This is a genomic window from Cellulomonas taurus (assembly GCF_012931845.1).
GTDB classification, from domain to species: Bacteria; Actinomycetota; Actinomycetes; order Actinomycetales; family Cellulomonadaceae; genus Cellulomonas; species Cellulomonas taurus.
Genome location: NZ_CP051884.1, coordinates 3,220,576 through 3,238,231 on the forward strand (window position 1 = coordinate 3,220,576; position 17,656 = coordinate 3,238,231).

A 17,656-nucleotide genomic window follows, 5' to 3' on the forward strand; every position below is an offset into this window, starting at 1 on the left:
GGTCAGAACACCCCGCTCATCGGTCGGGAGCGGGTGAACCCCAGGGGTTTCGGGATGCGGGGCGATAACAGGGGTGCTATGACCCACGCCGACACGACGACGCCCCCACCGGGAACCGATGGGGGCGTCGTCGTCGTTCTGGCGGTAGCGGTGGGATTTGAACCCACGGTGGACTTTCACCCACACACGCTTTCGAGGCGTGCTCCTTAGGCCGCTCGGACACGCTACCTCGGTCGAACACTCTAGCCGACGATCGCCCCACCTCCGAACCACCCGCTCCGCCGTGAGCAAACGCACCCCGTCGACGGCCGGTCGCGGACGTACCGTGAGGCGTGATCTGGACCGCCCCCACCACCCCGCGCCCGCACCCCGCCGATCAGGATCAGGTGGTGGAGCTGCTGCGCGGCAAGCGGCTGGCGGCGCTGACCGGCGCGGGGGTCTCCACCGACTCCGGCATCCCGGACTACCGGGGCCCCGACTCGCCCCCGCGCACGCCGATGACCTACCAGCAGTTCGTCGGCGACGAGGCGTTCCGGCGGCACTACTGGGCGCGCAACCACGTCGGCTGGCGGTACATGCACCACACCGAGCCGAACGCCGGGCACCGGGCACTGGCGGCGATGGAGGCGCACGGCACCGTCCTGGGCGTGATCACCCAGAACGTCGACCTGCTGCACGAGGAGGCTGGCTCGCGCCGGGTGATCGACCTGCACGGACGCTACGACCGGGTGATCTGCCTGCGCTGCCACCGGGTGGTGTCCCGGGAGCAGATGGCCGAGCGCCTGGAGGCGTTGAACCCGGGTTTCATCGAGTCGATCGGCGCGGTGGAGGACGTGGAGATCGCCCCGGACGCGGATGCGGTGATCGAGCGCACCCAGCACTTCGTGGTCGCCGACTGCTGGCAGCCGGACCCGGAGGGTGGCCCCGGGCCGTGCGGCGGGATGCTGAAGCCGGAGATCGTGTACTTCGGGGAGACGGTGCCCGCGCCGCGGGTCGCCGACGCCTACGCGCTGGTCGACGAGGCGGAGGCGCTGCTGGTCGCCGGGTCGTCGCTGACGGTGCAGTCGGGGCTGCGGTTCGTGCGCCGGGCGGCTGCGGCGGAGAAGCCGATCGTGATCCTGAACCGCGGGGCGACCCGGGGTGACCCGCTGGCGACCCTGACCTGGGATGCCGGGGCGTCGGAGAGCCTGGCGCTGCTGGCCGAACGGCTCTGAGCGCCCACGAGCCCTAGCGCTGCGCCGCGAAGAACTCCCGCAGCACGGCGGCGCACTCGTCCTCGCGCACCCCGGCGACCACCTCGACCCGGTGGTTCGTCCGGGAGTCGCGCACCATGTCCCACTGGGAGCCGCACGCCCCGGCCTTCGGGTCCCAGGCACCGATCACCAGCCGTCGCACCCGCGCCAGCACGGTCGCCCCGGCGCACATCAGGCACGGTTCCAGGGTGACGACCAGGGTGCAGTCGTCCAGTCGCCAACGGCCGAGGGCAGTCGCGGCCGCTCGCAGGGCCAGCACCTCGGCGTGCGCGGTGGGGTCGGCATCCGCCTCCCGACGGTTGCGACCGGCGCCCACCACGGCACCGTCCGGCCCGAGCACAATGGCGCCGACCGGCACGTCACCGGTGGCGAGGCAGGCGGTGGCCTCGGTCAGGGCCAGGCCCATCGCGGTGAGGTCATCGGGCTGGGCGAACGCGGGGAGCTGCACTGCTCCATCGTCGCGCACGCCGGACGTGGAAGGGCGATGACGGCACCGGCAGGGGGGCGTTCGGAACCGTCATCGCCTGCCCCCAGGTTACTGATCAGTAGCGACACCGCCTGGGACCATCGGCCCGATCAGGATCAGCCGCCCGAAGCGGACAGGTCCCGGCCGCGGCACGGTAGGTTGGGGTCATGCGCCTGCACGTCGCCGACCACCCCCTCGTCGCTCACAAGCTGACGGTCCTGCGGAACAAGGACACCTCGTCCCCCACGTTCCGGAAGCTGGTCGACGAGCTGGTGACCCTGCTCGCCTACGAGGCGACCCGGGAGGTGCGGACCGCCCCGGTCGACATCCAGACCCCGGTCGCCCCCTTCACCGGCGTGAAGATCGCCGAGCCGTTGCCGCTGGTGGTGCCGATCCTGCGCGCCGGGCTCGGCATGCTCGACGGCATGACCCGGCTGATGCCCACCGCCGAGGTCGGCTTCCTGGGGATGCAGCGCGACGAGGAGACGCTCGACGTCGTCACCTACGCCAACCGCCTGCCCGACGACCTCACCGGTCGGCAGTGCTTCCTGATCGACCCGATGCTCGCCACCGGCGGCACCCTGGTCGCGGCGATCGACTACCTGTTCCAGCGCGGCGCACGGGACGTCACCGCTGTCTGCCTGCTGGCGGCCCCCGAGGGCCTCAAGGTGGTCGAGGAGGCAGTCGGCGACCGGGTGGACGTCAAGATCGTGGTCGCCGCGGTGGACGACCATCTGAACGAGAAGGCGTACATCGTCCCGGGTCTCGGCGACGCGGGCGACCGGCTGTACGGCGTGGTCTGACCGACCCGCCACATCTCATCCGCCGAGACGACCGGCGGTTTCCCCTTGGTGTCCGGCCGATCGCCTGAGAGCATCGACCCGTGGTCACCACCCCGCTCCGCATGACCGACGCCCATCCGGCGTCCTTCGTCATGCGCGGGTATCCGGGGTCGGTACGCCGTGCAGCACGGCGATCCGCGCGTTGTTGGCGCTGAGCTTCCCGCTCATCCCCCGCCTCACGCCCTTTCCGACCACCGCGCAGGCCGCCCCCTCGAGGCAGCGGCCGCCCCAGCACCCGGAGCCACCCATGGCACGTCGTCACCTCCCCACCGCCCGCCAGCCCGAGCAGTGGGAGCGCGCGCCGCAGCACCCGCCTGCCGATCACCCCAGTGCCCGCGCCGGGTTCGTGCTCTACGTCGGCCTGAACGGCGCGGACGGTGCGGGCCGGGCCGCCGAGCTGGCCGAGGTCGCCGAGGCGCTACGCGACCTGGCGCGCGATCTGCTGCCCACCGCCGAGTCGTACACCGCGCTGTCCCTGGTGCCGGACGCCCCCACCGACGACCTGCGGGACCGGTTGGCCCACCTCGCGCCGCTGCCGCAGGAGCCGGAGAGCGCCTAGTCACCGCCGACGGGCGGCGCGGGCCGGGCCGACCTACCGTGGCGGGATGCGCATCGCCATTGCTGGAGGACACGGACAGATCGCGCGGCGCCTCAGCCGCCTGCTCGCCGACCGGGGGGACTCGCCCGTCGCCCTGGTCCGCAATCCCGATCATGTCGCCGACGTGGAGGCCGATGGTGCCGCCGCCGTGGTGATCGACCTGGAGGACACCGACGCGGCCACCCTCGCCGGTCATCTGTCGGACGTCGACGTGGTGGTCTTCGCCGCGGGCGCCGGGCCGGGCAGCGGCAACGCGCGCAAGGACTCGGTGGACCGTGCGGCGGCTGGGTTGCTGGCCGAGGCGGCCGAGCAGGCAGGGGTGGAGCGCTACCTGCTGATCTCCTCGGTGGGTGCGGGGTCGGAGCCGCCGGAGGGCACCGACGAGACGTTTGTGGCGTACCTCCGCGCGAAGACCGCCGCCGAGGAGGAACTGCGCTCGCACGCCGGGTTGGCCTGGACCATCCTGCGGCCCGGCAGCCTCACCGACGACACCGGCACCGGGCACGTGCGGCTGGGTGCGGACATCCCGCGGGGCGAGGTGACCCGCGACGACGTGGCGGCGGTGCTGGTCGCGCTCGCCGACGAGCCGCGCACCGCTGGGCTCACGGTCGAGCTGTCCGAGGGCCCGACCCCGATCCCGGCCGCGGTCGCCGCGCTGCTGGAGACCGAGGACTGATCCCGGCCGCGGCGCCCTCCGCCGCGGACACGAACGGCCACCACCCGGCGAGGGGTGGTGGCCGTTCGACTGAGCTGGGGGGCTCAGGCCTTCGCGTAGGTCAGGCAGTCGGCGGTGTCGTGGCCGGCACCGATCCGGATCGACTCCGCGCCACACTCCAGCGAGGCGTTGTGGGTGCAGTCGACGCGCTGGCAGGCACCGACGTGCGAGACCACCCGGTCCAGTCCGCCCTTGATGTTCAGCGGGATGAACGTCGCGCACTGGGCGTCCGAGCCGGCGGCGCCGACCGTGATCGCCGCGGCACCGCAGGCGTGGTCGTGGTTGTAGGAACAGCCGGCCACCGAACACTCGGTGATGGCGGGAAGATCGGCGAGCGTGCTCATGGTTTCTCCCGTGGGACGTGGGGGCGTGACGGCTGACCCGATCGACGGTAGGCCCGCGCACGGTGGGGTGTATAGCAAGGAAGGCCTGGCTCACTGAGCGGAATTTGTGGCCTGACCTGCTGATTCGCTCGGAAAACTCGTCGGGCGCGTCTCCGCGTTGACCACGCCGCCGAGCAGCACCGTCATGCTGCACAGCCAGATCCACAGCGCCCCGGCCAGCACCAGGCCGAGCATCTGCGCCGCCGCCTGCACCATGATCCCGCTGCCCGCGTCCGCCCCCGGGGTCTGCGGCACGGCGACCCGGATGTAGAGGGTGTAGCCGCTGGACACCAGGAGCACCCCCAGCGCACCGATCACCGCGCCGGGCAGGCACTGTCGCCAGGTCACTCGCATTCGCGGCGCGTACCGGTAGAGCAGGGTGAGGAAGGCGATGGTGAGGGCGGCGACCGCGGGCCAGCGCAGCACATCCCACGCGGTGCGGAACGCCGCACCGAGTCCCCAGCGGTCGGCGAGCTCCGCCCCGGTGCCGAACAGCGGCCCGACCACCACCAGCAGCAGCAGCGCCACCACGGTCACGATCGCGCCGATGGTGAAGGCGAATCCGAGCAGGTACTGGGTGAGCCAGTTGCGCCGCGAGTCCACCCGGTAGGCGTCGTCCAGCGCCCGCACCGCGGCCCGGAACACCCGGCTCGCCAGGAACAGCGTCACGACCAGGGCCCCGACCGCGAATCCGCCCCGCTGCTCGTTCAGCAGGCTGTCCACCAGGGGGGCCAGCACGTCGGTGGCGAGCTGCTGCGCGAAGACCGTGGTCAGCCCGTCGACCACCTGCGCCCGCAGCTGGTCCACCTGGTCGTCGCCGATCAGCGGTCGCAGGTAGCCGAGGCTGGCACCGAGGGCGGTGGCGAGCGGCACCAGGGAGATCAGCGCGTAGTAGGTCATCTCCGCCGCCAGCCCGGTCACCCGGACCTCCCCCGCCCGCACCACCGACCGCACGGCGATGGCCAGGACGTTCCGGCCGCGCACGCGCACCGGGTGCCGTTCCGCGAGCGTGATCGCCCGCTGACCCCAGGTCGGTGACCCGGCCAGCCGCTCCCGGCGCCGGGCCAATGGTCCGCGCACCCGCCCGACCAGCGCACCGGCACCGAGCACCAGCAGCGCCGAGCCGCCCACGGTGATCGCCGCGCCCAGCACGGTGCGGCCGGTCCCCTCGCGCATCCCGGCCAGCAGCAGCGCGGTCGACCCGGCCAGCGTCCAGATGATGATGGTCGTGGCCGCGGTGGGCAGCCGGTCCCGCACCCACGCCGACCGACGTGCCAGCACCGAGAGCAGCAGGCCGAGCGTGAGCACCAACCCGGGCATGCGGCTCCCTCACTCGTCGGACGGTCGACGCCATTGTCCCGTGCCGGACGTCGACCGGCCCCCGCCGCGTAGCGTGAGCGGCATGCCCCGCGTGCTCCGGCCGTCCCAACGCTCCCAGGTGATGCTCGCCGATCCGCTCACCGACGCCGCTCCCCTGCTGCTGCTGGACACGGACATCGTGCTGCTCGAGGCCCCGAACTGGGCGGCGGACGACACCCTCTACCTCAACGGCGACGGTCTGCTCTGGCGGCTCAAGATCGACGACCCGCGACCGGAGCCGATCGACTTCGACGGCCTGCCACCGATCAACAACGACCACGTCCTGCACCCGGACGGCACACACATCCTGATGTCCGCCGACGACGGCCACATCTATCGCGGCGCACTCACCGGCGGCCCGGTGCGGCGACTGACCCCCGACGACGGGTCCTGGCGCTTCCTGCACGGCATCGCCCCGGAGGGCGACCGGCTCGCCTACGTCACCCTGACCGACTTCGACCAGCCCGGTCGCCTCGCGATCCTGCCCGAGGGCGGCGACCCGGTGGTCGTCCCGACCGGTGACGGTCACCTGGACGGCCCCGAGTGGACCCCGGACGGGCGGTGGATCGCGTTCAACCTCGCGGGCCAGCTGGCCCGGGTGCCGGACGGCGGTGGACCGGTGGAGCCGCTGTTGCGCAGCGACACCGTCGACTGGTTCCCGCACTACGCGCCCACCGGCTCCCTCGCGTCGTACCTGGTGTTCCCGACCGGGACCGTCGGGCATCCCGCCGACCTGGACGTGACGGTGCGGGTGGTCGACGTCGCCGACTGGGCCACCCCGGTCCGCGACTACCCGGTGTTCGGCGGCCAGGGCACGATCAACGTGAACAGCTGGTCCCCCGACGGCCGGCGGCTGGCGTTCGTGGCGTACCCGATCGGCTAGGCGTGTCTCCTAAACCCGTGACCACGTGATGCAGGCGGCCATGACGACTGCGGCGCGGTAGGTGATGGCGAGCTTGTCGTAGCGGGTGGCTAGAGCACGCCATTGCTTAAGCAGGGCGAAGGACCGTTCGACCACGTTGCGGCGTCTGAAGGACTCGGCATCGAACTTCGGCGGGCGTCCGCCCGCCGATCCGCGGCGCGCGCGGGCAGCGCTGGAGTCCTTCTTCTCCGGGATCACGACCTTGATCCCACGGGCACGCAGGTGGGCACGAATCGGGCCCGTGGCATAGGCGCGGTCGGCCAGGACCGCATCGGGCGTCGTGCGCGGTCGACCCGGTCCCAGGCGCGGGGCCCTGACGTCCGCCAAGACCTCGATCAACATCGCACCGTCGTTACGCTGTCCGCCGGTGACGACCGCGGCCAGCGGCCTGCCGCGTCCGTCCACAACATGGTGGATCTTCGTGCTCAGTCCGCCGCGAGACCTCCCGATGCCGTGACCGGCGGGTTCGCGGTGACCACCAAGCGGGCTGTGGACGAACTCCTCATTGAGCTCGGTGTGATTCGCCCGTGCCCCCTGTGTCCTGCTCCGGGCGGGTGGTGTTCGTCGCGTGCTGGTGGGCCCGAGCGATCGTGGCATCGACCGATACCGTCCAGTCGACCTCGCCGGCGGCGTCGGCCTCAGCGATCAACCGGGTCATGACTCGGTCCCAGGTCCCGTCCTCGGCGTAGCGGCGGTGTCGCTTCCAGGCCGTCTGCCAGGGGCCGAACTTCTCGCGAGGCAGGTCACGCCACGCGATCCCGGTGCGGTACCGGTAGGCGATGCCCTCGACCACTCGTCGACTGTCTCGGAACGGACGACCCTGACGACCTTCGTTCGAAGGCAGCAACGGCTCGATCCGAGCCCACTGCTTATCGGAGAACACCTGAGACCGCGAAGACGACGCCACCAGCAAAGCCTCTCCCACACGCGAGCGATCGTCGGGAGGCCGTGGCCCTAGGCGTCCGCCGAGCCTTCCCGATAGATCTTCGCCTTCTTGATCCGACCGGCCGCCAGGTCGAACACGGCGATCAGGGACGCACGCTTGGTCACATCGTCGTGGGTCCACATCTCGGTCATCTCAACAGCGACTGCCTCCCCATCGGCGATTGTCCTGACCAAGCTCAGACGCGGCCTGATCGAGCGCATTGCCCCCTCGAAGAACGAGCGAAGCTCACCAGCAGGCACCGCGTAGTCCCCGGTGACCCAGGTGGCGTCAGGTGCGAAGTCAGCCAGAAGACCGTCCGCGTCTCCCGCGTTGAAGGAGTCGATGTGTCGCTGAACGAGATCGCGCGTGGTGTCCACACCGCCACTATGGCGGACGACCACGGTCGGGCGTGGCCGAAAAGCTGGGGTCTCGGACGACGCAGCCTCGATGGTGCCTGCGACCGAAGCGGACGGCGACGTCGGCGAGCTCGCGAGCGACCGCGCTGCGCTTGATTGCGCGGCGAGGACGCGCCACGCCGCGCAGGCACACGGGTTATCGCTTACGCCTGGGGATCGTCCTCGACGACGGCACCACGTCGCCTTCCGTTTGGGAGACACGCCCTAGACGACGACGCCCCCACCGGAATCCCGGCAGGGGCGTCGCGGCGAGCACCCGTCAGTAGGTGAACGTGGCCACGGAGGTCCGCAGGTCCGCTGCCATGTGCGCGAGTTCGCTGACGGCGGCGGTGGTCTGGGAGAGGGCCTGGGTGGTGGAGTCCGCGGCGGCGGACACCCCGGTGATGGTGCCGGCGATCTCCCCGGCACTGGTGGCGGCGTCACCGACGTTGCGGCTCATCTCGGTGGTCGTCGCGGTCTGCTCCTCCACCGCCGAGGCGATCGTGAGCTGGTAGTCGTTGATCGAGCTGATGACACCGGAGATGTGCTCGATCGCCTCGACCGCACCCGTGGCATCGGTCTGGATCGTCGCCACCAGGCGACCGATGCTCTCGGTCGCCTGCGCCGTCTCCTGCGCCAGTTCCTTCACCTCGGAGGCGACGACCGCGAAGCCCTTGCCGGCCTCACCCGCCCGCGCGGCCTCGATCGTCGCGTTCAGGGCGAGCAGGTTGGTCTGCTCGGCGATCGTGGTGATGACGCGGACCACGTCCCCGATCTGCTGGCTCGACGTCCCCAGTTCGGAGACGGTGACGGTGGCGCTCTGGGCGGCGGTGACGGCCTCGGCCGCGACCCGGGCCGCCTCGTTCGCCGACTGGGAGATCTCGCGGATCGACGCGCTCATCTGCTCGGCGCCCGCCGCGACGGTCTGGACGTTCCCGGAGACCTGCACCGCTGCCGCCGAGACCACCCCAGCCTGCACCGAGGTCTCCTCCGCGCCCGCGCCGATCTGCTGCGCGCTGGCCGAGAGCTGTTCCGACGCCGAGGCGACCGAGTCCGAGGACCGCGCGACCGTGGCCATCACCTCGCCGAGCCTGCGGGTCGCCATGTCCAGGGCGGCGCCCATCCGACCGAGCTCGTCCTGCGAGGTCAGACCGGAGGTGTGGGTCAGGTCGCCCTCGGCGAGCCGTTCCGCCACCAGCTGCACCACGGCGGCGCTGCGGGCGATGCCGCGGGCGATGAACCACCCGAGCGCCAGAGCGAGCGCCGCTCCCACGGCGAGGAGCGCGATGGCGATGGCCCGCTGGTGGCCGTAGGCGGCAGAGGAGGCAGCGACCGCCTCCTGAGCGCGCTTGTTCTCGGTGTCCAGCAGGACCGAGATCTGGTCGGTCATCTGGTCGGTCAGCGGCACCGACTGCTGCTCGTTGGCCGCCAGCCATCCGGCGCTGTCCCCCGCCAGCGCGAACGGCGCGAGGACCTCACGCTGGACCTGCAGGTACTGCGCCACCGTGTCATTGAGGTCGGCCAGCGTGTCCTCACGCAGTGCGTCCAACGGCGTCGCCGCATAGCGGCTCTCGGCGGCATCGAACGCTGCCACCGCGTCCTCGAACCCGGCGAGCTCGTCCCGGGTGCTGTCCTCGTCCACGGCCAGGATCGCGTCCCGCGACGCGAGGCGGATGTCCTGCAGCGTCACCTGCATCTGCCCGGTGTAGAGGACCCCGAGCACGTTCTCCTCGTAGACCATTTCCGTGGTCCGGGCCGAGGTGGCCAGAGCCTGGAGCCCCACCAGGCCGACCACCACCGCGACGACGGTCGCGACCAGCACCGCGGCGAGGATCTTGACGCGGACGCTGAGGTCCCGCAGTCGTGAGGGAAGGGACGTCGAGCTCAGGACAGGCACAGTGCACTCCAGGGGGGTGTGAGGGATCCCCCCTCAGATCGACCCCCGTGCCCAGTGAGTGAGTGTTCAACCACCGCGGGTGTCGCCTGCTGGTCGCACCCGAGCGATCACGGTCTGCCGTCGCGCGGCAGGCGAGGGGCGAGGTGCCGATCAGTGCCGGTCAGTGCCGCTCGGACTGCGGCCGGAGGCGCCGCTCGGCACCGTCCAGATGCTGCACGAGGAGACGAGCGAGGGTGTCCGCGTCCCCCGCCGCGATCGCCTCGACCATCAGCCGATGCTCCTCGTCGGCCTGCTCCTTGCCCCCGAGGTCCTGGATGTTGCGCAGGGAGTACGGCTGCACGGCGGACAGCAGCGAAGACAAGATCGCCGCGGTCCGGGGACGCTCGGCCAGCGCGTGCAGGCGCTGGTGGAACGCGAAGTTCAGCGCCATCCAGGTCGGGACGTCCTGTTCGACCGTCATCTCCGCCGCGGCGTCCCGCAGCTGGGCGAGCGCGCGGGCGGTGACACCGTCGATGACCGGTCCGGCGATGGTCGGCTCGAGCGCCTTGCGCAGGCTGTAGAGCTCGGCCAGGTCGTCGTAGGACAGCACGCGGACCGTCGCCCCGCCGCCGCCACGGATCTCGACCAGACCGTTGGCCTCGAGCAGGCGAAGGGCCTCGCGGATCGGGTTGCGGCTGACCCCGAAGCGCCGGGCGAGGTCCTCCTGCACCAGTTGCTCGCCCTCGCCGAACTCTCCCTCACGGATGGCGCGACTGATGCGGTCCGCGATGACGTCGGGGGTCATCGCCCTCCTTCGGTGGCAGGGGTTGGCGCTGGTCAGCGTACTGCACGTGCCCCAGGATCACGCGGTTGTCCTCACTGTCCGCAGTGCGTACAGTGCCGGAGTCCGGCATCGTGGCCGGCTGATCCCCAGGGAGAATTCGACATGTTTCCTCGACCCCGGCTGCACTTCGCCTGGCTGGTGTTCCTCGCCGCGTGCGTCATCTCGTTCGTGGGCTTCGGGCTGACGCTGAACACCGCGAGCCTGTACTGGACGTCGGTGAGCGAGGAACTGGGGGTCTCCCTCGCTGACGTCTCGCTGATGAGCACGGTGTCCGGGTTCGCCGGGGCCGTCGCGCTCGGCGTCGCCTCGCCACTGTTCGAGCGGATCAACCTCAAGCTCTTCCTCACCGTGATGGTGGTGCTGACGGCCGGGGCGTACTTCCTGTCGGCGGCCGCCACGAGCATCACGGTGCTCTACGCGGCGAATCTCGTCCTGGGTGTCACCAAGGCGGTCGCGATCATGCTGTCCGTCCCGGTGCTGCTCGGGAACTGGTTCGAGAAGCACCTCGGACTGGTGACCGGCATCGCCGGAGCGATGACCGCGGTCGGTGGCGCCGTCTTCAGCCCGATCATCGGCAACCTCATCTCCGTCGACGGATGGCGGACCGCCTACGTCGTCACCGGCGTCATCGTGCTGGTCGCTCTGCTGCCGTTCACGCTCTTCGTCACCAAGCTGCGCCCGACCGGTGACCAGAAGCCCTACGGATTCGATGCCTCCGCCGCGGAGTCGGGTCCGATCGCGACCGTCGTCGGCGTGCCCGCCAAGCGCGCCTACCGCACACTCCCCTTCGTGTGCTTCGCGGTCGTCGGCCTCATCCTGCAGTTCGCCGGCTCACTGGTGCAGCACCTGCCGACCGCCTTCACGATGACCGGGCTCAGCCTGACCGCGGCGGCGTCCGTGTTCTCGGTGCTGCTGATCGGTGCCTCGGTCGGCAAGTTCGCCATCGGTGCCGCCCTGGACCAGCTGCGCCCGATGATCGCGATCGGGATCTTCACGGCCATCGCCCTGTTCGGGTGGGCAGGCATGTGGCTGTTCTCGACCGAGCTCCCGCTGTCGGTGGCGAGCTTCGCCGGGGGCATGGGCCAGGCGATCAACCTGGTCGGCGTGGTGGTGCTGGTCCGCAACGTCTTCGGGGCACTGGAGTACAGCAAGATCCTCGGCCCGCTGCTGATGATCGGGTCCCTCGCCAATGCCGCCGGGGTGTACGTGCACGGACTCATCCACGACGGCACCGGTGGCTACACCTGGTCCTTCGCCACCAATCTGGTGATCTTCGTCGTCGCCTTCGGCCTCCTGGCGGTCGCCGTGCGCAGCGGCCGCGGGCTCGCGCTGAGCGCCGACACCCCGGACAGCACACCCGAACCCCAGGAAGTCGAGGCAGCCACCCGATGACGGCTCAGCACCACCCCGGCGTTCCGGTGGAACACGACGGCAGCCGGGCCTGGCTCGGCATCCGCTACGCCCGCGCCCATCGCTTCGGCCCGCCCGAGCTGGTTCCCTTCGACCCCGACGGGGACTTCCGGACCTACGGCGCCGCGCCGTTCCAGGAGCCGCCGGCGATGCCGCCGCTGGGCGCCGAGCCGGCCGAGGACTGCCACTTCCTCAATGTCTGGGCACCCACCCGCCCGGAGAGCGACGCGCTGCCGGTGTACGTCTCGGTCTACGGCGGCGGGTTCGAGCACGGCTCCGGCTCGGGCTGGCCACAGGACGGCGGCCTGGTCGCCGGGACCGGCCGGGCGATCGTGGTGTCGCCCAACTACCGTGTCGGTGCGCTGGGCTTCCTCTCCTTGAGCCACCTCGGCGCGCCCTTCGAGGGCGCGAGCAACCTGGGCCTGCGCGACCTGGTCGCGGCGCTCACCTGGGTGCGACATCACATCGCGGCGTTCGGCGGTGACCCGGATCGCGTCACGGTGGTCGGGGAGAGCGCCGGTGGCTTCCTCGCCGCCGCCCTGCCCGCTGTCCGCGCCGCCGACGGCCTCTACCACCGCCTGTCCGTGCACTCGGCGGGCGCGTCCCGGATCCTGCCCGCCGAGCGTGCCCACGCCATGACGGACGCCTTCCTCCAGGTCACGCGCACCCAGGAGAACCCGGCGACGCTGCTCGACCTCAGCGCCGACCAGCTGGTCCAGGCGCAACACCACGTCGTCGCCACCGACATCGGGCTCCGCAACGGCCCGTCGCCCCAGGCGTTCGGCATCGTCGACGACAGCGCGGAGCCGGATGGGCTCCTGACGGGACACCCCGCCACGGCCTATGCCTCGGGCGACCATCGCCACGTCGACCTGCTCGTGTCCGCCACCGAACACGAGATCGCCCTGTTCCGCGAGGCGACCCTTGATGACTTCGACCCGGACCGTGACGAGGACATCGTCGCCGAGGTGGCCGGGTGGCATGTCCCGGAGCGTCGTGCCCGCGAGATCGTGGCGACCTACCGGGCAGCGATCGGCACGGCGGCACCCGGACTGCTGCGCGAGCGGCTCCTCACCGACTACATCTACCGGCTGCCGGCCGCCCGTCTCACCCAGAGCCATGCGGCAGCCGGTGGTCGCGCGCACCTGCTGCTGATCGGCGGGGTCGACGGCAGCCCGGCCGGTCATGCCTGCGACGCCGCCGGGCTCGTCGGTCGGCACCTGCCGGACTCGACACCCGCGGCACATGACCGCGACGACGCGATCGCCGGTCTCGTGCTCGACTTCGTCACCGGCGTCGAGCTCCCCTGGCCCGCGACCGGGGCCGACGCGCTCACCGCGGGATCGGTCGGGCAGCCCGAGATGGACGCGGCAGCCGTCTTCGCGCGGACGCTCCGGATCTGGGACGGCGTAACCCGCCCGTAGCCGACGCGCCGCAGACAACGACGCCCCCACCGGAATCCCGGCGGGGGCGTCGTGACGGTTCAGCGGTGACTCAGAAGTCCCAGTCCTCGTCCTCGGTGTTCACGGCCTTGCCGATCACGTAGGACGAACCCGACCCGGAGAAGAAGTCGTGGTTCTCGTCCGCGTTCGGGGACAGCGCGGACAGGATGGCCGGGTTGACGTCGGTCTCGTCCCGCGGGAACAGCGCCTCGTAGCCCAGGTTCATCAGGGCCTTGTTGGCGTTGTAGCGCAGGAACTTCTTGACGTCCTCGGTCAGGCCCAGGGGGTCGTAGAGGTCCTGGGTGTACTCGACCTCGTTGTCGTACAGCTCGAACAGCAGCTCGAAGGTGTAGTCCTTCAGCTCCTGCTTCTGCGCCGCCGACAGCTTCTCCAGCCCCTTCTGGAACTTGTAGCCGATGTAGTACCCGTGCACCGCCTCGTCCCGGATGATCAGGCGGATCAGGTCGGCGGTGTTCGTGAGCTTGGCCCGCGACGACCAGTACATCGGTGCGTAGAAGCCGCTGTAGAACAGGAAGGACTCCAGCATGGTGCTGGCGACCTTGCGCTTGAGCGGGTCGTCACCCCGGTAGTAGTTGAGGACGATCTCCGCCTTCTTCTGCAGGGCGGGGTTCTCCTCCGACCACCGGAACGCCTCGTCGATCTCCGGGGTGGAGATCAGGGTGGAGAAGATCGAGGAGTAGGAGCGGGCGTGCACCGACTCCATGAACGCGATGTTGGTGTACACCGCCTCCTCGTGCGGGGTGATGGCGTCCGGGATCAGGCTGACGGCACCGACGGTGCCCTGGATGGTGTCCAGCAGGGTCAGGCCGGTGAACACCCGGGTCGTCATCGTCTTCTCGACATCGGTCAGGGTCGCCCAGGACTGGATGTCGTTGGACAGCGGCACCTTCTCCGGCAGCCAGAAGTTCCCGGTGAGCCGGTCCCAGACCTCGAGGTCCTTGTCGTCCTCGAGCCGGTTCCAGTTGATCGCCTGGACCCGGTCGATCAACTTCAGCTTCTCCGCCATCACTGCTTCCTCATTCTCGTCTCATCCGCCCTGCTGCTGATCCATTGTGGCTGTGCTCAGAGCATGCAGGACACGCAGCCCTCGACCTCGGTGCCCTCGAGCGCGAGCTGCCGCAGCCGGATGTAGTACAGCGTCTTGATGCCCTTGCGCCAGGCGTAGATCTGCGCGCGGTTGATGTCGCGGGTGGTGGCGGTGTCCTTGAAGAACAGCGTCAGCGACAGGCCCTGGTCGACGTGCTGGGTGGCCGCCGCGTAGGTGTCGATGATCTTCTCGTAGCCGATCTCGTACGCGTCCTGGTAGTACTCCAGGTTGTCGTTGGTCATGAACGGCGCGGGGTAGTACACCCGGCCGATCTTGCCCTCCTTGCGGATCTCGACCTTGGACACGATCGGGTGGATCGAGGAGGTCGAGTTGTTGATGTAGGAGATCGACCCGGTCGGCGGGACCGCCTGCAGGTTCTGGTTGTACAGACCGTGGGTCTTGACCGACTCGGCCAGCTCACGCCACTCGTCCTGCGTCGGGATGTGCACGTTCGCCTCGGCGAACAGCTGGCGCACCCGCTCGGTGGCCGGCTCCCAGGTCTGGGAGATGTACTTCTCGAAGTACTCGCCGCTGGCGTAGGTCGAGTCCTCGAAGCCGAGGAACGACTGCCCGCGCTCGATCGCCAGCTTGTTCGACGCCCGGATGGCGTGGAAGGCGACCGTGTAGAAGTAGATGTTGGTGAAGTCGATGCCCTCGTCGGAGCCGTAGTAGACCCGCTCGCGGGCCAGGTACCCGTGCAGGTTCATCTGGCCCAGGCCGATCGCGTGCCCGCCGTTGTTGGCGCGCTTGATCGACGGCACCGACTCGATGGAGGTCTGGTCAGAGACGGCGGTGAGCGCCCGGATCGCGACCTCGACGCTCTGGCCGAAGTCCGGCGAATCCATCGAGAGCGCGATGTTCATCGACCCGAGGTTGCAGGAGATGTCCCGGCCGACGTGCTCGTAGGACAGGTCCTCGTTGAAGGTCGACGGGGTCGACACCTGGAGGATCTCCGAGCACAGGTTCGAGTGGGTGATCTTGCCCTTGATCGGGTTGGCCTTGTTCGCCGTGTCCTCGAACAGGATGTACGGGTAGCCCGACTCGAACTGGATCTCGGCGAGGGTCTGGAAGAAGTCGCGCGCCTTGATCTTCTTCTTGCGGATCTGGCCGTTGTCGACCATCGCGTAGTACTCGTCCGACACGTTGATGTCGGCGAAGGGCTTGCCGTACACCCGCTCGACGTCGTAGGGCGAGAACAGGTACATGTCCTCGTTCTTCTTCGCCAGCTCGAAGGTGATGTCCGGGATCACGACGCCCAGGGACAGGGTCTTGATCCGGATCTTCTCGTCCGCGTTCTCCCGCTTGGTGTCGAGGAACCGCATGATGTCCGGGTGGTGGGCGTGCAGGTACACGGCGCCGGCACCCTGACGCGCACCGAGCTGGTTCGCGTAGGAGAAGGAGTCCTCGAGCAGCTTCATCACCGGGATGACGCCGGAGGACTGGTTCTCGATGTGCTTGATCGGCGCGCCGTGCTCACGGATGTTCGACAGCAGCAGCGCCACGCCGCCGCCACGCTTGGACAGCTGCAGGGCGGAGTTGATGCCGCGGGCGATCGACTCCATGTTGTCCTCGATCCGCAGCAGGAAGCAGGACACGGGCTCGCCGCGCTGCGCCTTGCCGAGGTTGAGGAAGGTCGGGGTCGCCGGCTGGAACCGGCCGGAGATGATCTCGTCCACGAGCTGGGAGGCGAAGGCCTCGTTCCCGGCGGCGAGGGTCAGGGCGACCATGCACACCCGGTCCTCGAACCGCTCCAGGTAGCGCTTACCGTCGAAGGTCTTCAGCGTGTACGAGGTGTAGTACTTGAACGCGCCGAGGAAGGTCTGGAACCGGAACTTGTGTGCGTAGGCCTGCTTGAACAGCGCCTTGACGAACTCCGGGGAGTACTGGGCCAGGACGGCCGGGTCGTAGTACTTGTTCTCGACCAGGTAGTCCAGCTTCTCCTTCAGGTTGTGGAAGAAGACGGTGTTCTGGTTGACGTGCTGCAGGAAGTACTGCCGCGCCGCCTCACGGTCCTTGTCGAACTGGATCTCCCCGTCCTTGCCATACAGGTTCAGCATGGCGTTCAGGGAGTGGTAGTCCTGGTCCAAGGCGATGGTGCCGAGCACCCCGGTCGCGTCGGTCAGGCCGTCAGTGACTGTCGCTGCCAAAATCGTCCCCATCCCTCTCGGACGCGCTGGACGTCCTCGGTCGTTCCCATGAGCTCGAATGCGTACAGGTACGGGACCTGGCATTTCGCAGCGATGATGTCTCCGGCGATGCAGTAGGCACTGCCGAAGTTGGTGTTCCCGGCCGCGATCACGCCGCGGATCAGGGAACGGTTCGCCTCGTCGTTGAGGAACTTCACTACCTGCCTCGGGACCGCCCCGCCCTCGTTGCCGCCGCCGTAGGTCGGGACCACCAGCACATAGGGGTCCACGACGTTCAGGAAGGGATCGGAGGGGCGCAGCGGGATCCGCTCGGCCTCGATGTCCAGCTTGTCCACGAATCGGCGGGTGTTCTCCGAGACGCTGGAGAAGTAGACCAGGGAGCTCATCGCTCGATCCCCTTCACCCGGTGGTGGACGGCTGGGAACAGCTATCGGGCCGCCCGTGGAGGGACGGGCGACCCGATGTCTGTGATGGTCGTCAGGCGACGACGGTGGCCGACTGCTCGGCGAGCGCCTTGATCTGGTCGGGGCGGTAGCCGGACCAGTGGTGGCCGTCGGCGACGACCACCGGGGCCTGCAGGTGGCCGAGCGACATGACGTAGTCGCGGGCGTCCGCGTCCTCGGTGATGTCGACGACCTCATACGGCAGACCGGCCTTGTCCAGCGCGCGGTAGGTCGCGTTGCATTGGACGCACGACGGCTTGCTGTAGACGGTGATGGTCATCGCGTTCTCCCCGATTCTCTGCGGTGCTTGTTCTGCGTGCTCCGCACCCGAGGGTGGGTCGGCACTGCTGCTGTCTGCGTCGCCTGCACTGGTCTTCCGCGAGGTCCGACCGTGCCCTCGTGGGGCTGGTGCCGGACTCTCGGGCCTTGTGCCGAGCAACGGATTGGAACACTACACCTAGTGGTGCCACCCGCCAGCGAGCACTACGGGTGGTGTTACACGCGTGTCGTTCGCCTCGTCCCCATGTC

Annotated in this window: 18 protein-coding genes and 1 tRNA gene; 7 read left to right on the forward strand and 12 right to left on the reverse strand. The window is 69.7% G+C overall.

Annotated features, from left to right (window positions below; translation table 11 throughout):
- Positions 1-139 precede the first annotated feature (139 nt).
- Positions 140-229: transfer RNA gene (locus HGK68_RS14955), tRNA-Ser, on the reverse strand.
- A gap of 103 nt (positions 230-332) precedes the next feature.
- On the opposite strand from HGK68_RS14955, the gene HGK68_RS14960 reads away from it, so the two are divergent.
- Complete coding sequence (locus tag HGK68_RS14960; protein WP_246260422.1) at positions 333-1,214, forward strand: Sir2 family NAD-dependent protein deacetylase; 882 nt, start codon at positions 333-335, stop codon at positions 1,212-1,214.
- 13 nt (positions 1,215-1,227) lie between these two features.
- On the opposite strand, the gene HGK68_RS14965 is transcribed toward HGK68_RS14960, so the two are convergent.
- Entirely contained in the window at positions 1,228-1,659 is a 432-nt protein-coding gene (locus tag HGK68_RS14965; RefSeq protein WP_169167160.1) for a nucleoside deaminase, read from the reverse strand.
- Between the two features lie 227 nt (positions 1,660-1,886).
- Here HGK68_RS14965 and upp point away from each other — a divergent pair, with 227 nt between their 5' ends.
- The 3 genes from upp to HGK68_RS14980 all read left to right on the forward strand — a co-directional run bounded on the left by upp (position 1,887) and on the right by HGK68_RS14980 (position 3,835).
- Positions 1,887-2,522, forward strand: coding sequence for a uracil phosphoribosyltransferase (upp, locus tag HGK68_RS14970; protein ID WP_169166678.1), 636 nt, complete (start codon positions 1,887-1,889; stop codon positions 2,520-2,522).
- A gap of 286 nt (positions 2,523-2,808) precedes the next feature.
- Positions 2,809-3,120, forward strand: coding sequence for a hypothetical protein (locus tag HGK68_RS14975; protein WP_169166679.1), 312 nt, complete (start codon positions 2,809-2,811; stop codon positions 3,118-3,120).
- Between the two features lie 46 nt (positions 3,121-3,166).
- Positions 3,167-3,835, forward strand: a complete 669-nt coding sequence (locus tag HGK68_RS14980) for an SDR family oxidoreductase (protein ID WP_169166680.1) — start codon at positions 3,167-3,169, stop codon at positions 3,833-3,835.
- A gap of 83 nt (positions 3,836-3,918) precedes the next feature.
- Here the strand turns inward: HGK68_RS14980 and HGK68_RS14985 are convergent, their stop codons facing one another.
- Both HGK68_RS14985 and HGK68_RS14990 read right to left on the reverse strand, forming a co-directional pair.
- The gene (locus HGK68_RS14985; RefSeq protein WP_169166681.1) at positions 3,919-4,218 is read right to left on the reverse strand and encodes a DUF1540 domain-containing protein; all 300 of its coding nucleotides are present in this window, start codon (positions 4,216-4,218) and stop codon (positions 3,919-3,921) included.
- A 90-nt stretch (positions 4,219-4,308) separates the two neighbouring features.
- The gene (locus HGK68_RS14990) at positions 4,309-5,577 is read right to left on the reverse strand and encodes a YihY/virulence factor BrkB family protein (RefSeq protein WP_169166682.1); all 1,269 of its coding nucleotides are present in this window, start codon (positions 5,575-5,577) and stop codon (positions 4,309-4,311) included.
- An 82-nt stretch (positions 5,578-5,659) separates the two neighbouring features.
- Between HGK68_RS14990 and HGK68_RS14995 the strand changes: the two genes are divergently transcribed.
- Entirely contained in the window at positions 5,660-6,499 is an 840-nt protein-coding gene (locus tag HGK68_RS14995; protein WP_169166683.1) for a TolB family protein, read from the forward strand.
- 9 nt (positions 6,500-6,508) lie between these two features.
- Here the strand turns inward: HGK68_RS14995 and HGK68_RS15000 are convergent.
- The 4 genes from HGK68_RS15000 to HGK68_RS15015 all read right to left on the reverse strand — a co-directional run bounded on the left by HGK68_RS15000 (position 6,509) and on the right by HGK68_RS15015 (position 10,539).
- Positions 6,509-7,451, reverse strand: a protein-coding gene (locus tag HGK68_RS15000) for an IS5 family transposase (RefSeq protein ID WP_206155763.1) whose coding sequence is annotated in 2 segments (ribosomal slippage) — positions 6,509-7,063 and positions 7,065-7,451 — 942 coding nt in all. Because the reading frame shifts where the segments join, the coding sequence is not laid out codon by codon here.
- 41 nt (positions 7,452-7,492) lie between these two features.
- Positions 7,493-7,840 (reverse strand): nuclear transport factor 2 family protein, encoded by a 348-nt coding sequence (locus HGK68_RS15005; protein ID WP_169166684.1) that lies wholly within the window; start codon positions 7,838-7,840, stop codon positions 7,493-7,495.
- A 298-nt stretch (positions 7,841-8,138) separates the two neighbouring features.
- Positions 8,139-9,755 carry a methyl-accepting chemotaxis protein gene (locus HGK68_RS15010; protein WP_169166685.1) on the reverse strand — a complete coding sequence of 539 codons (1,617 nt, stop codon included), beginning with the start codon at positions 9,753-9,755 and terminating at the stop codon, positions 8,139-8,141.
- A 160-nt stretch (positions 9,756-9,915) separates the two neighbouring features.
- Positions 9,916-10,539: a GntR family transcriptional regulator gene (locus HGK68_RS15015; RefSeq protein ID WP_169166686.1), complete on the reverse strand. Its 624-nt coding sequence runs from the start codon at positions 10,537-10,539 to the stop codon at positions 9,916-9,918.
- Between the two features lie 141 nt (positions 10,540-10,680).
- On the opposite strand from HGK68_RS15015, the gene HGK68_RS15020 reads away from it, so the two are divergent.
- Positions 10,681-11,970, forward strand: coding sequence for an MFS transporter (locus HGK68_RS15020; RefSeq protein ID WP_169166687.1), 1,290 nt, complete (start codon positions 10,681-10,683; stop codon positions 11,968-11,970).
- Positions 11,967-13,412, forward strand: coding sequence for a carboxylesterase family protein (locus HGK68_RS15025; RefSeq protein ID WP_169166688.1), 1,446 nt, complete (start codon positions 11,967-11,969; stop codon positions 13,410-13,412). The genes HGK68_RS15020 and HGK68_RS15025 overlap by 4 nt, the downstream gene beginning before the upstream one ends.
- A gap of 70 nt (positions 13,413-13,482) precedes the next feature.
- On the opposite strand, the gene nrdF is transcribed toward HGK68_RS15025, so the two are convergent.
- The 4 genes from nrdF to nrdH all read right to left on the reverse strand — a co-directional run bounded on the left by nrdF (position 13,483) and on the right by nrdH (position 17,408).
- Entirely contained in the window at positions 13,483-14,457 is a 975-nt protein-coding gene (nrdF, locus tag HGK68_RS15030; protein ID WP_169166689.1) for a class 1b ribonucleoside-diphosphate reductase subunit beta, read from the reverse strand.
- Between the two features lie 56 nt (positions 14,458-14,513).
- Positions 14,514-16,595 carry a class 1b ribonucleoside-diphosphate reductase subunit alpha gene (gene nrdE, locus HGK68_RS15035; protein ID WP_246260770.1) on the reverse strand — a complete coding sequence of 694 codons (2,082 nt, stop codon included), beginning with the start codon at positions 16,593-16,595 and terminating at the stop codon, positions 14,514-14,516.
- 62 nt (positions 16,596-16,657) lie between these two features.
- Entirely contained in the window at positions 16,658-17,071 is a 414-nt protein-coding gene (gene nrdI / locus HGK68_RS15040; protein ID WP_169166691.1) for a class Ib ribonucleoside-diphosphate reductase assembly flavoprotein NrdI, read from the reverse strand.
- A gap of 91 nt (positions 17,072-17,162) precedes the next feature.
- Positions 17,163-17,408, reverse strand: a complete 246-nt coding sequence (nrdH, locus tag HGK68_RS15045) for a glutaredoxin-like protein NrdH (RefSeq protein WP_169166692.1) — start codon at positions 17,406-17,408, stop codon at positions 17,163-17,165.
- Positions 17,409-17,656: the final 248 nt, after the last annotated feature.